General features: G+C 59.1%; 8 protein-coding genes and 6 pseudogenes. 10 read left to right on the forward strand and 4 right to left on the reverse strand.

Going from position 1 to position 13,145, the window contains the following annotated elements:
• Positions 1–196: 196 nt before the first annotated feature.
• Together AB7008_RS13310 and AB7008_RS13315 are read left to right on the forward strand one after the other, a co-directional pair.
• A pseudogene (locus AB7008_RS13310) lies at positions 197–697 on the forward strand (FAD-binding oxidoreductase); the annotation flags it as partial.
• A 16-nt stretch (positions 698–713) separates the two neighbouring features.
• Positions 714–1,601, forward strand: coding sequence for an FAD-binding oxidoreductase (locus AB7008_RS13315; RefSeq protein WP_441258934.1), 888 nt, complete (start codon positions 714–716; stop codon positions 1,599–1,601).
• 58 nt (positions 1,602–1,659) lie between these two features.
• Here the strand turns inward: AB7008_RS13315 and AB7008_RS13320 are convergent.
• Positions 1,660–1,743, reverse strand: a pseudogene (locus AB7008_RS13320) (SOS response-associated peptidase); the annotation flags it as partial.
• 391 nt (positions 1,744–2,134) lie between these two features.
• Here AB7008_RS13320 and AB7008_RS13325 point away from each other — a divergent pair.
• Both AB7008_RS13325 and AB7008_RS13330 read left to right on the forward strand, forming a co-directional pair.
• Positions 2,135–3,689 (forward strand): annotated as a pseudogene (locus AB7008_RS13325) (ISL3 family transposase).
• A gap of 34 nt (positions 3,690–3,723) precedes the next feature.
• Positions 3,724–4,230 carry an HAD family hydrolase gene (locus AB7008_RS13330; protein WP_232208708.1) on the forward strand — a complete coding sequence of 169 codons (507 nt, stop codon included), beginning with the start codon at positions 3,724–3,726 and terminating at the stop codon, positions 4,228–4,230.
• Positions 4,231–4,233: 3 nt separating this feature from the next.
• On the opposite strand, the pseudogene AB7008_RS13335 reads toward AB7008_RS13330, so the two are convergent.
• Positions 4,234–4,934, reverse strand: a pseudogene (locus AB7008_RS13335) (NAD-dependent dehydratase); the annotation flags it as partial.
• 900 nt (positions 4,935–5,834) lie between these two features.
• Between AB7008_RS13335 and AB7008_RS13340 the strand changes: the two are divergent.
• Positions 5,835–6,785, forward strand: coding sequence for a c-type cytochrome (locus AB7008_RS13340; RefSeq protein WP_039146665.1), 951 nt, complete (start codon positions 5,835–5,837; stop codon positions 6,783–6,785).
• A gap of 584 nt (positions 6,786–7,369) precedes the next feature.
• Here AB7008_RS13340 and AB7008_RS13345 read toward each other — a convergent pair.
• Entirely contained in the window at positions 7,370–7,546 is a 177-nt protein-coding gene (locus AB7008_RS13345; protein WP_232208713.1) for a hypothetical protein, read from the reverse strand.
• Between AB7008_RS13345 and AB7008_RS13350 the strand changes: the two are divergent.
• The 5 genes and pseudogenes from AB7008_RS13350 to AB7008_RS13370 form a co-directional block, all read left to right on the forward strand.
• Positions 7,487–7,639: pseudogene (locus AB7008_RS13350) on the forward strand (multicopper oxidase domain-containing protein); the annotation flags it as partial. The gene AB7008_RS13345 and the pseudogene AB7008_RS13350 sit on opposite strands and share 60 nt — an antisense overlap.
• Positions 7,640–7,660: 21 nt before the next feature.
• Complete coding sequence (locus AB7008_RS13355) at positions 7,661–8,587, forward strand: multicopper oxidase family protein (protein WP_232208712.1); 927 nt, start codon at positions 7,661–7,663, stop codon at positions 8,585–8,587.
• An 879-nt stretch (positions 8,588–9,466) separates the two neighbouring features.
• Entirely contained in the window at positions 9,467–10,120 is a 654-nt protein-coding gene (rclC, locus tag AB7008_RS13360) for a reactive chlorine resistance membrane protein RclC (RefSeq protein WP_148311896.1), read from the forward strand.
• 299 nt (positions 10,121–10,419) lie between these two features.
• Positions 10,420–11,532: a cytochrome ubiquinol oxidase subunit I gene (locus AB7008_RS13365; protein WP_441258935.1), complete on the forward strand. Its 1,113-nt coding sequence runs from the start codon at positions 10,420–10,422 to the stop codon at positions 11,530–11,532.
• Positions 11,459–11,632: a cytochrome ubiquinol oxidase subunit I gene (locus tag AB7008_RS13370; protein WP_253575071.1), complete on the forward strand. Its 174-nt coding sequence runs from the start codon at positions 11,459–11,461 to the stop codon at positions 11,630–11,632. Before AB7008_RS13365 ends, AB7008_RS13370 begins: the two co-directional genes overlap by 74 nt.
• A gap of 318 nt (positions 11,633–11,950) precedes the next feature.
• Here AB7008_RS13370 and AB7008_RS13375 read toward each other — a convergent pair.
• Positions 11,951–13,118 (reverse strand): annotated as a pseudogene (locus AB7008_RS13375) (molybdopterin-dependent oxidoreductase); the annotation flags it as partial.
• Between the last annotated feature and the right edge of the window lie 27 nt (positions 13,119–13,145).

Genomic DNA, 13,145 nt, shown 5'->3' on the forward strand with positions numbered 1-13,145 from the left:
TGGTGGACCATCGTCGCCCATGGATCGTGGCGATCGTCTTCCGTGCCTTTTCGCTCGGGCAAACAACCGGGTCTCGCGCGTGGGCGAGCGGAGGCAGGTGTCGCATGTCATGACAAGACCATCAGGCAGTATCGTTCCTTAGGTTCATGAAGAGCGACGTTTTTTCGACCCATCGGAGGTGTCTTGTATGCATGCAATGACTTTCAACAATTCGTGCTCGTCGCCGGTATTGCCGGCGGATGCGGCGTCTCTCACAGCCGCAATCGAGGGTTCGGTTCTACTCCCGGGCGAAGCGGGATACGACGACGAACGTGCCGTCTGGAATCTCAATCATGAGCTGAAGCCGGCGGTGATCGTGGTGCCGAAGAGCTCGGCCGACGTCCAGGCCGCGGTTACTTTCGCGGCGAGGCAGCAACGGCCTGTTCTGGTGAAGAACACCGGCCATCAGATGGTCGGCAAGGCGCAAGGCGCCGTTATGATCGCAACGAACCGCATGAACGATATAACGATCGACACGGCCTGCCGCACGGCGCGGGTCGGCGCGGGCGTGCTGTGGTCGGAAGTGATTGCGAAGGCGGCCAAGGTTGGTCTAGCTCCGCTGAACGGGACGAACCCCACAGTAGGAGTCGCTGGTTACACCCTGGGTGGCGGGCTCAGCCCGACCCTCGGCCGTTCTCACGGCTACGCCGCCGATCACGTGCGCTCGCTAGACGATGGTCACTGCGGACGCCAAACGGCGGCACGTCGACGCGGAATCGGAGCCCGACCTTTTTTGGGCCCTTCGCGGCGGCAAGGGCAACTTCGCAGTGGTCACGGCCCTGGAATTCAACCTGTTTCCGGTGTCTCGCCTCTACGCCGGCGGCATCTACTTCCCCGGTGAGCGGATGGCCGAGGTGCTGCGAGCCTGGGCCGCTTGGCATCCAGGCACACCGGAGACAATGACTACGTCAATCGCTGTGATGCGTATGCCATCATTGCTCGAAGTGCCCGAGCCTCTGCGCGGGAAGTTTCTTGTTTCGGTGCGGGTCGCCTACAACGGCACGACTGCGGACGGCGAGCGGATGGTAGAGCCGCTTCGAGCGGTAGCCCCGGCGGTTCTGGATACCGTGCGGGACATGCCGTACAGCGAGGTCGCATCGATCCACAACGAGCCGACCGACCCGCTGCCATACTACGAGCGGAGCATCATGCTGCGAGAGTTCCCCACGCAGGCGCAGGATAAGCTGATCGAGCTCGTCGGTCCGGACGCTGAGACCGCCCTGGTGCTCGCCGAGCTGCGCGCGCTGGGCGGTGGATGGGACCGCGAGCCGGCAGTGCCTAATGCCGTAGTGACCAGGGGCTTGCCGTACAGCCTGTTAGCCGTCGCAGCCGGTCCGCTGTCGCAGGAGGAGCAGCTCAAGAGATCGGTCGCCGAGCTGCTCGAGGGCATGAGACCTTGGCAGGCCGATCGGCGGTACGTCAACAACCTCGCGCCGGATGAGGCGGCTGACGCCGCGGCGATCTACGGCCCGGGGTGCTACGAGCGGTTGGCGTCCATCAAGAAGGCCTACGACCCAACCAATATGTTCCGGCTGAACCACAACGTCGTGCCGGCTGCTTGATTAGACGCTGGCTGTCAACCGCCATTCAAATATTGCAGGCCGAATGACATCCAGTGTTGCTCTTCACGTTGCGAATATTGGTCGTGCCGCAATCCGGCTCGATCCCGAGCAGTTGCTTGAAATCGACAGGCTTGCCCGAGCTTCCAGCTTCGTCTGTAGTTCATCCCGCATGAGTCGAGGCCCCTGTTGAACACGACTGTGTGATCCTCGGGCAGATGCTCCGCGCCCCCGCCCGTGTGCGCCGGAGCGGTCGATGTGAACCGTCGTCATCTCGCGCGTGAAATCGTTTCACTACTGTACGAGCAGCGCAAACTCCATATGAGAGAGACGTCGGTGCGCAGAAGCACTGTATCTTGGAATCATAGGAGAATATGCTGGCAGCGACCGCTACCGGAGGTCTTCTAACGAGCGTTGCGTTGGCGCACGCGCAAACCGCGGGCGGTGCTGTCAATCGGCGTTGGACTGGGGCTCTGACTCACTTTTGATGCAGTTTGGGGGATGCGTGGCGCTTTGATTGGAGGAGAATCAACGCCATGCAGCAAGCACTCCACCGCTTCAGTCTGGTGCCGCGTGGGTTTGTTGTAGAGAGTGCGTACTACGAAGGTGATAAGGCCGTGATTGAGATCCGGGCGTCCGGAAGCGTCGGTCTGTGTCCCTTGTGCGGAACAGTTTCTCGGCGTGTCCATAGCCGGTATCGGCGACGCGTGACTGACCTCCCGCTTTCGAGGCGGATCGTACAGCTCCTGGTGGTCGCCCGCCGCTTCCGCTGCGACGCCGTCCTGTGCGGGCGCCAAATCTTTACTGAGCGCTTCGACGAAGGGGTGCTGGCTCCATCAGCGCGACGCACGGCGAGGCTGGACTCCATTGTCCATCACCTCGGTCTGGCTCTTGGCGGACGACCGGCGGCAGGCTTCGCAAAACGGCTGATGCTGCCGGTGAGCAAGGATACGCTCCTTCGCGTGGTTCGACGCCGTAGCCGTCCGCCGGCTGACCCGCTCAGGATTATCGGCATTGATGATTGGGCCTGGCGGCGCAATCACCGATACGCCAGCATCATCTGCAACCTGGAAAGGCGCCGGGTGGTCACCCTGCTGCCGGACCGTGAGCCCGCGACCGCCCAGGCCTGGCTCGCCGCCCATCCCACGATCGCGATCGTCGCCCGCGACCGCGGCGGAGGATATGGCGAAGCCGCAGCAAAGGCCCTGCCGCACGCGGTACAGGTTGCAGATCGTTGGCATTTGATGGAGAACGCCAGCCGGGCCTACCTCGATGCCGTCCGAAAATCGATGCGCCAGATCCGCAGCGCAATCGGAGCAACTACGATCAATCCCGAGCTGCTAACAGCTGCGGAGCGTCTCCAATATGAGGGCTATCTCCGGCGCGAGGAGGCTAACGCGACCATCTTGAGCCTGTCGAAAGGTGGGACGCCGATCAAGCAGATAGTGCGCCAGACGGGCCACAGCAGGGGGCTGGTGCGACAGGTGATCCGCGGCGAACGCCATGATGTCTTCCGGACCCGGGAGAGCTCTCTCGATCAGCACCTGCCATGGCTCGACGACCAATGGGCAGCCGGTTGCCGAAACGGCGCTGAACTTTGGCGCCGCTTACGGGCGCGCGGTTTCCGAGGCTCCCTTCGTGTTGTCGGCGAGTGGACGACTCGTAGACGGCGGGCCGAAAAGACTGATGTCGAAACCCTTCATCGGATTCCATCGGCCAGAACGATCGCTCGTCTCATGACCGTCGGACGGGATACGCTATCGAAGGCAGAGACGGTGACCGTCGCTGCGGTAGAAGCTGGCGTGCCACCCCTGGTCGAGGCACGCGAGATCATCGCCGAATTCCACCTGATGATCCGACGCAAGACCGAGGCGGGCCTCGTCCCATGGATCGAGCGCGCTCGCGCCAGTCTTGTTGCATCGTTCGCCCGCGGCGTAACGAACGATGAAGCGGCGGTTCCCGGCGATCACCTCGCCCTGGTCCAACGGACAGACTGAGGGGCAGATCACGCGCCTCAAGCTCGTCAGACGCCAAATGTACGGCCGTGGCAAAATCGATCTGCTTCAAGCCAGACTAATCGGCGCAGAATAAACCCAGCTGCACCAAAACTGCGTCAGAGCCCCGATTGGATGCCGATCACCCCGAATACGGGGTCCTTATTCCACGCCGAAACACAGGAGTGGCGCGGCAAGCGCTTCAAGAGCACGTACTTGCCGCTGGTACGTCCTTCTCGGCTGTCCCCGATCTGCTGCGGCGCGTCGGGAACTCTGGCGCTAAGGTTGCGATCGCGTCGTCCGCAAAGGAGGATGAGCTGAACGAGTATCTCGACATCGCAGGAATAATCGATCTGGTCGACGCTACGACCTCGTCGGAGGATGCCGAGAAATCCAAGCCGTCTCCGGACCTCTTCGAGGCCGTGCTGAAAAAGCTCGATATCGCCGGCGCCGAGGCCATTGCGATCGGCGACACGCCCTACGATGCTTCGGCGGCAGGCAAAGCCGGCATCGCAGCGATCGGAGTGCTCTCGGGCGGCTTCACCGAGGCTTCGCTGCGGGCAGCAGGTTGCGTCGAGGTGTATCCCGGACCGGCTGCGCTGTTTGCCCGATTTGAAGCCTCTCTGCTCGCGACGTAACGATCACGGAATGATGCGAGCTTCGCGCAGCCGTTCAAGCAAATTGAAGAAGCTGTCGTCGGTCGCCTGGTAGTCCAAAAAGCCCAAACGCCGGCTCTTGCTCATGTCGGTCACCACCTCGATCGGGCGTCCGAGATCTGCATCGGTGTGCCAGGCCGACGCAAGCCGACCGAGATCGGGCTCCGCCAGGCGATATTTGCGTGCGATGTCGGCCCAGACCGGACCCGCATCGATCAATTGGCGCTCCAGCGGAATTCCGTCGCCGGAATAGGTCGCCGGCGAATCCCGAACCAATCGGCCAGCCGGGTCCACATCCAGTTCCAGCGGAAGACGTCGCCGTTGACGACGTTGAAGGCCTGGTTGCGTGCAGCCGCTGTTTTGGCGGCCCATTCAAGATGCCGGGCCAGCAGGGTCGCGCCGGTCATGTCAGTAAGGCCATTCCATTGCGTGGCCGCCCGGAAAGGAAAATGGCCGTTCCGTTTCCCGGCAGATCGTCGCGTACACCGCCAGCGTACGCCCATGTTCATGGCGTTGCCGACGGCGTAGCCAACGATGGTGTGCGGCCGGTACACGCTCCAGCCGAACCCGTCGCGCTTCGATGCCGCGAAAACCTCGTCTTCCTGCGCGTAATAGAAATTCTCTATGTCGAGCCTCGGCTGGTCCTCGCGGACCGGCGTCGCCGGCAGTCTGCCCTTGCCTTTACCTGGCGAGTGCGTAAATTTTGCTGAGGTCTTGGTGCAGCACCCGTCAATAGAGGCTTTGGCCTTCACGAGCCATAGAGCGTTTGAATGATCGCTTAAGGCAATGGGGCAGTCAGCTCGCCTCCGCCTCTACCGCGAACGTCTGCGTAATGATCGTACTATCGACCGGATCCAGCCGATTGACCGGATCAAGATTGGCGATCGAGAGACCAAGTTCTTCTTGCCGCCATCTCCCAGCGGTCGGGCGGTCTCGAATTGTGAAAAGCGATTGATATTTATAGGACTGTACTTTTTGGACCAGCTGATGGCTAACGTCGGCTGAGCCGAATTGGCCGCAACTGGAGCTAGTAGGCCAACTGATAAGGAAAAGCGACAAACCTTATCAGTTTGAACCAGGTCCTTGAAGGCAACAGCCCGCGCCTGGACCATCGCGATCAACCGTTGGCCCGAACAACCATTTTGCCGAAATCGAGCTGGCTGCCTCTCGCCAGCAACGGCCCCCACCGGGAATCGGTTTCTCGCCCCGCTTGCATCTAAGGCCGTGCCAAGAGCAACGAGCATATTGATCCATCGCCTGCCTGTATGACGTCTGCGACGTCTGGTTGCTTCAACTGAAGCCATCGGCAGCTGCTTACACGCATCAGCTCGCTCTCATCGAGCGGACGGGTTCCGACATTACGGCTGTAACCCAATTCCGAAGGTTGCAATTGTTCCGTAGCGATAGCGGCTCAGAACCGCCCGCGTTGGAGTTCGAGAGAATAGCCGTGCAGAACCTTGAGCCGTCACCCTTTGTGCCATCCGCGCGCCCCGCGGCTTCACGTGGGCGCGCTGTCAACAGCATAGACCAGCAGCAAACGTCGTCCTGCTCCGATCCATCCACGTACCACCTTATCTAAGGGTACCATGCAGAACATAGTTGAATTGCTGGCGTTGATTGCCGTTGCAGCGATCTTGGCCTGGTCGGCAGTCCGCACTTGGCATGCTGAAACCCGTGCCATCAAATGGGGCGGTGCAGGTCTGTTTGGGGGGCTGTCCGCTTCGGCGGCGTCCGTCGCCACGCTCATGTCCATTGGGATGTTTGAGCAGCATAGGCGCTCGGCCCCGGTCCCGGACGTTAAGGTTTCGTCGACGCCGGAAATGCTTGCACGTGGCAAAGGCATCGCAGACGGTCTGTGTGGCGCCTGCCATTCACACACCGGCACGCTCACCGGCGGCTACGATCTGGCTGTTGAACTCCAGTTTCCAATTGGATCGTTCGTGGCTGCGAACCTGACTACGGCCGGTCCATTGAAACACTGGTCCGATGGCGAGATCTTCCGCGCCATTCGAAACGGCATCGATGCGGATGGGCGGTGGCTGACCATGATGTCCTATATCAGGGCCGGGCGGTTGAGCGACGACGACATCAAAGCCGTCATCGCCTATATTCGCAATGTGCCTGCGGCAGGAACCCCGACGCCGGATCCGCCTGACCGGATGAATGTGCTCGGGCTCGTCATGCTTGGTGCGGGCATGTTGCCACCTGCCAAGCCGGTGATCACTGGCCATGTCTCGGGTCCGGCGAAGGGGCCGACCGCAGAATTTGGCGAGTACATCCTGTCGTACCAAGACTGCCGCGAGTGCCACGGCGAGAAGTTGACCGGCGGCATACCAGGGCAGTTGGCGCCGCTCGGACCCGACCTGAATCTGGTCAAGGACTGGACGCTCGCCGGTTTCAGTGCCGCCATGCGGACTGGTATCGATCCCAATGGCCATCAAATCAGCGAACAAATGCCGTGGCGTTCGGTTGGCAAAATGGATGATGACGAGCTAGAAGCCATCTACCAGTATCTGACGCATATGCCCAACTCGTAGTGCAATCTTCCAGGCACTCACTTCTTTACATGGCTTCTGTATGGCGGTTGGCCAGCAGGTTGGCCCCACACTCGACGTTTCATTACCATGACGGCGTTTCGGGTCGGAGCAGCATGCCGCGCAGCTGCACCATGCGGCATGTTGCTCATGAGCGGATTTCACTTCCTAGATGCAAGAAAACCCGTAACTTTTGAGACTTTCAAGGCTGGTGCGCAGCGCTGCGGTCCAGCTTCAACTCCGGACCTCGGCCGACAGCTAGTAGGTCCGTTCTGTGGCGACGTAGCGAACGACGGAAAACCAAAGGGATCGTAATGTCCTCAGCTATGGACCGACGCCAGTTCGTCAAAGCCGCGATTGCGGCGGCTCCCGCCTCGTGTCTACTTTCAGGAGGAGCTTCCATGTATGCTCCTTGGGCTCACTCGCAGGCCATCGCGCCGGGCTCCGAGCTACTCCGCTATCCGCCCGAGCTACGCAGCTCTCATCGCGTGCTCCAGGCAACGATCAGGGCGGCGCCAGGAGACGTACACCTTGGCCCAACCACATTCCCCGGGCTCCTCTACAATGGCTGCTATATACCGCCGACCTTACGAGCCAGCGTCGGCGACGTCTTGCGGATTACTTTCTGCAATGACCTCGCTGCCAAGCCTGACGGTGGAAATTCCTTCGGTCCAATTTGCGCCGGTATTGGCACCTCCTCGAACATGCACTTTCACGGCTTGAGCGTCTCTCCGAGCGGAAACAGCGACAATGTCTTCGTTCATGTTCAACCTGGTGAGACGTTTGAGTACCAGGTGCGGATACCAGCGAATGGACGCCAGGGTCCGGGCCTATTCTGGTATCACCCCCATGCGCACGGCACCGTAAATGATCAGATCATGGCCGGCATGTCGGGCGCTCTCGTCGTCGATGGCAGCGAGCAATTGCTTCCTCTATTGGCCGAGATGCCGGAACGCTTCTTTCTGATAAAGCATGCGAGAGCCCCGGACGGGACCGAGCTCGTCTCGATAAATGGCCAACTCAACCCGTTGGTTGAGACACGCTCAGGAGAGATGCAGCTGTGGCGGATTGCAAACATTGGGGCCTCGAGCTTTTATAAAATAGGTATTTCCGGCATGCCGCTCTACATCGTGGCAACAGACGGACATATGTTGTCGTGTCCACGAAAGGCGGCGGAGCTCTTTCTTGGACCGGGGGAGCGAGTGGATGCGATAGCAATCGGCCCGCCGGCCGGTACTTACCCATTGAAAACAATTCCATTTCGCAATGAGGCTTGGCGAGCCGAAGAGCCCAGTATTCCCATGGCTGTAGTCCGGTCCACGGGGCCAGCAAGCACTACCTCGGTCGAAGCAGCGGTTCTGGCCCAACGGCTACATGATGGCGGGTGGATAGAGGAGGTTCGGCAGGCAGACATCGCGCAACACCGGACATTGCTCTATTCACGAACCCCTGACCGGACGGCCTTCTTGATCGACGGCAAACTGACTGACGAAGCCCGAACGGATCAGACCGTTAGGCTGGGGGACACTGAAGAGTGGACAGTGGTGAATACTGACCAACAATATCACAGCTTTCATATCCATCAGACGGCGTTTCTCGTAACGCAGGTGGGTAGCGATACCCGGCACGACGATAGCTTGCGCGATACTTTTTCAGTACCTCCAGCGACGCACGAGGGGCCGGGCTTGATCAAGGTAAAGATTCCGTTCACCGATCCTGAAATCGTTGGTCGGTTTGTCTACCATTGTCACGCTGTCGATCACGAGGACAAAGGTATGATGGGTGTCATCGAGGTGAGGGAATGACGATGAACCTGCGGGCCGGCTCCAGACGCCAAGCAATCTGAAGGACTCTATCGTGAGATGCGCGATTGGCTCACTGTCGTCTATTCGGCATGTGCTGCTCCGCCGCAGCTCACCCAAGAAGAAGGCTAGTCAAGGACACCTGGCCCCAGTTCTTGGCCCCTCAAGCACCGGGCGCATTCCAGCTCGGTCTGCCACAAATCAGAGCGACAGCGCGAGCCCTCGACCCGGGAATAGCACCGAAATCAGCAAGCAGGTTCTTGGACGCAGTGATTGAAGCGAAGCGACCCCGCGTAGCCGAGGCCCTGCAGCCTGCAAACCTGTCAACGGGAGCTGCGACAGTTCTGATGAATCGACGTGGCTGCGGGTCGAAACCAAACAGCGGCCCCAGTGTTGGTGCGGTCAGGGAAACGCCACAACAAGAAAGTCGCAATCTCCGTCATCTGCTTAGAATTGAAGGGCCCCGGTCCCGATTCTTAGCGGCGTACACGGCCGCGTTCATTGTGGTGATTGCGTCCGTTATCGCTGCCGTGCCCACCGGGATCTTGCTCGTGAAGTACATCGTCCTTGGCCAAAACTATCCAGGGCTAATAGGAATGAACTTTCACAAGGAAGGCCGCGAAGAGTTCGTCGGGGGAAGTTCACTCCCGATTGGAGCACGGCGGTCGGCGACAAGTGAATCTTCTTCAACCGACAAAAGCACCAACTTCACTTCCACTAGTGGGTCACTCCCAATTACCGTCATGCCGTCTAGCCCGGGCTGAAGCATTCGTTTCTGGAGTGCTCACGTTGCGAGCGAGATGTCGCCGGTGTTCGATGAGAGGTGATGTCGCACTCTCAGCGCTACCTACCTCTACAAACGCTCGAGAGAAAGGATCTGGCATGAATGACCAAGCAGCAAGAGTAAGAAAAGACGTTCTGCATGCGGCTCACTGGGTTGCCGGAAGCCAATCCGAAAGACTTGGCATCCATGCAATGCGCATTGCAATCGCGATCATTTTCCTATGGATCGGTGGGCTCAAATTTGTCCCCTATGAGGCGGACAGCATCACGCCCTTCGTAGCAAATAATGCAGTGATGCGGTTGTTTTATAACCACCCAGAACAATACAAGGCCCATCTCGCGCGCGAAGGGCAATTCGTCGCTGCCGAGCGGGAGTGGCAAACCAAGAATAACACCTACGGCTTTTCGCAAGGGCTTGGAATTGTCGAGGTGGCCATCGGTTTTCTCACTCTGATCGGTCTGGCATCGCCTCGTTACGGACTGCTTGGAGCTGTTCTTTCGTTCCTGACGCCACTTGTCACTTTGTCATTCTTGTTCACGACTCCGGAAGCATGGGTTCCTGATCTTGGAGACGCGGAGTATGGCTTCCCATACCTTTCTGGCGCCGGCCGATTGGTCATCAAGGATGTGGCGCTGTTCGCGGGATCTTGGTTGGTCGTCGTCGATTCTGTTCGCGGCGCCCTCCGCAGCCGCGCGATTCGGTCGGGCGCAGCCATGGTGCATGCGGCGCAGCGTGGTGGATCGCATGTATAACAGAACATAGATGCGAGCGCCTGATCTGGCTTTCGAAGAGGCGAGGTCACGTTTACGTCGTATGTTGCCCTGCTCGGACGAGGCCGCAGGCAGGCTGTCAAGATGGACGGTGCTCGGCTGCTGAGCGGTGCAACGACAATCTTGGCGGCTGGTGCCAGGCGCAGTGGGTTTGAAAGACGCGGCGAATACCGCTTGCTCCACCAGCGTCGGATTTGGCTCGAAAGACTGGCTCGCCAAAACCTATGTGCCCCAGCGTGATCTTGAGGCGAGGAACGGGTGGAACAAGCAAGGAGTGGTGAATGGATCCGACAGCGCTTCTTCTATCTCGCTTCCAGTTTGCATTCACCATTTCATTCCACATCATCTTTCCTGCCTTCACGATTGGTCTGGCGGCTTGGCTGACAGTGCTCGAAGCGATGCATATGTACAAAGGAAAGAATGTATACGGCTTATTGTTTGAGTTCTGGCTGAAGGTCCTTGGCGTAGCGTTTGGGATTGGTGTCGTCTCGGGAGTTGTGATGGCATTCCAGTTTGGAACGAATTGGAGCGTGCTCTCGAGAATGCCTGGTCCTGTTCAGGGGGCACTCCTTTCATATACAGCATTTGCGCTGGAGGCTGGCTTCTTCGGCATCCTAATCTTCGCACGCCCTCGTGTGCCCCCCTGGTTCTATCTTTCCTCGACCGCAATGGTGGCGCTCGGTACCGCGCTGTCCGCGTTCTGGATCATGGTCAATAACAGCTGGATGCAAGTGCCGGTGGGGTACGTCCTGCAGGATGCCCAATTCGTACCTGATGATTGGTCGAAGATCATTTTCAATCGAGTGGTCTGGACCAGATTCCCGCATATGCTTTTGGCCTCGTACCTAACGGGCGCCGTCTGTGTGGCGGCTGCCGGCGCCTGGTATCTGTTGCGGCAATTTCACCGGAGCGAATCGCTCGTGATGCTGCGCATGGGCCTTGCGTTAGCTGCCACGCTCCTGCCAGCTCAGCTCTACGTTGGGCATCTTGTTGGCGATTATGTTCATGATTACCAGCCAGCGAAATTCGCGGCCATTGAGGGCAGGTGGCATGACCAGCAGCCGGCCTCTGAGGTATTGATCGCGATCCCCAACGCGGAAACAGAGTCGAGTCGGTACGAAGTCGCGATCCCGGTGTTTGGAAGGAAGTCTGAGCCTGACCTCAAAGGAGGTCGGCATAACCAGCTTCTCGCGGCAGGACGCCCGGTCGCGATTACCATTTTTACTTTTCGCATTATGGTCGGTTGCGGGATCATCATGCTTGCAGTCTCTTGGTTGGGCTTAACCTTGAGCATAAGACACGCTCTTGAGCAAAGCGGCCGTGCCCCTGTGGTGCATATTTCTCAGCTTTCCCCTGCCTTGGATTGCCATCATAACCGGCTGGTACACGGCTGAGGTGGGACGACAACCCTGGACCGTGTATGGGCTGCTGCGGACCGCTGACGCGCTGACGCCTTTTCTCACAGCGTCCGTCGCTGCAACCTCGCTGATATAGCTCGGCGATGCAAGCTCATCACCCAAAGTCGGGTTGCGCAAAAGTGGGGGCCGCGCGAGGCTTAGCCAATCAACACGGCTCCCACTAGGGTAGACACATAACAAGCGGAGGAAGCGTGACATGCACAAAGTATGCAAGCGCCGCACTGGATCTTGCCGCCGCGCTGGCGACCTCGCAAGCCCAAGCCCAATGGCAAGCAGCAGCGAACAGGAGATCGCGTTGCTAAAGCAACAGTTAAAGTTGCTTGAGCAGAAGCTCGACAAGCTTCAGAGCCAGACCGCGGCGAACACGGCAGCCACGGCGAAGGCCAAAGCGGACACCCTGAACGTTGGTGTGACCTCGAAAGATATTGGCGCCAGTGCCTGGTCGACCCACATTCCCAGTGGCGAGTAGCAGAAGACAGCTGGCTCGCACGTTGGCTGTACCGGTTGCAAATTGGGTTTGGCCCATCGCCCAGATCAAGGTCGAGGGTTTTTGCGTCGCGAACAGCTGCGCAATATGGCGAACCTGGGCCTCGGGAAGTCCCGTGGCTCGCTGGACTTCGCTCGGCGGCCACTTAGCTGCTTCTTTACGGATTTCTTCCGCGCCATATACCCGCTGGTTGAGGAATTCCTTGTCTTCCCAGCCATTCTCGAAGATATGCCACAGCATTCCGTAGATGGTTGCAATGTGAGTGCCCGGTCGAACCCGGACGTACTTGGTTGCGTGAGCAGCGGTCCGTGTCATGCGCGGATCCACAACAATCATGTTGGCTCGGTTGAGCTCTTTGCCCTCAAGAATGTGCTGCAGAGAGACTGGATGTGCCTCGGCGGGATTCCCTCCCATGAGCAATATTGTCTTGGCGCTGCGGATATCGTTGTAGCTGTTCGTCATGGCGCCGTAGCCCCATGTGTTGGCTACGCCAGTAACAGTGGTCGAATGGCAGATGCGGCCTGGTGATCCGAATTATTCGTGCCCCAAAAGGCCGCTAGCTTGCGATTGAGATAGGCCGCCTCGTTGGTGAATTTTGCAGACCCAAGCCAATAGACGGAATCGGGCCCTGCCCTCACTGATTGTAAACAACGTGTCGCCGATCTCATCGATCGCCGTTTTCCAGGAGATCCGGATCCATTGCCCGTTCACAAGCTTGACTGGATAGCGGAGGCGTCGCTGGCTCAAGACGTCATCGCGAACCGCGGCTGCCTTGCAATGTGAGCCGCGATCGGACTGTCATAGTCAGGTTCCTGACCGGTCCAAACTCCGTTCGAAACCTTTGCGATTACGGAACATCCAACTGAGCAATGCGTGCAGATGTTCTTGCGGGTAACCACACCTGCTCCCGGGGCAGGCGGAGCGCCAGCCTCGGCCTTACAAACACCAAAGGAAGCGAGCCTAACACCGACAGGCCTGCAGCGGTGAGCCCGGATCGCTTCAGGAAGGCACGGCGGTCCTGCTCATAGCAAGGGGATGAGCGTTCTGCACCGCTTAACCTCTTCGAGAAAGACAGCTTTGATGTCTTTACGAGCACAGGAGC

Source organism: Bradyrhizobium sp. 521_C7_N1_3 (genome assembly GCF_052075975.1).
Taxonomy (GTDB): domain Bacteria; phylum Pseudomonadota; class Alphaproteobacteria; order Rhizobiales; family Xanthobacteraceae; genus Bradyrhizobium; species Bradyrhizobium japonicum.

Coding starts and splice junctions, on each gene's coding strand:
- AB7008_RS13315 (WP_441258934.1), top strand. CDS start 714: ATGGTCACTGCGGACGCCAAACGGCGGCACGTCGACGCGGAATCGGAG.
- AB7008_RS13340 (WP_039146665.1), top strand. CDS start 5,835: ATGCAGAACATAGTTGAATTGCTGGCGTTGATTGCCGTTGCAGCGATC.
- AB7008_RS13345 (WP_232208713.1), bottom strand. CDS start 7,546: ATGAACGAAGACATTGTCGCTGTTTCCGCTCGGAGAGACGCTCAAGCC.
- AB7008_RS13355 (WP_232208712.1), top strand. CDS start 7,661: ATGGCCGGCATGTCGGGCGCTCTCGTCGTCGATGGCAGCGAGCAATTG.
- rclC (WP_148311896.1), top strand. CDS start 9,467: ATGAATGACCAAGCAGCAAGAGTAAGAAAAGACGTTCTGCATGCGGCT.
- AB7008_RS13365 (WP_441258935.1), top strand. CDS start 10,420: ATGGATCCGACAGCGCTTCTTCTATCTCGCTTCCAGTTTGCATTCACC.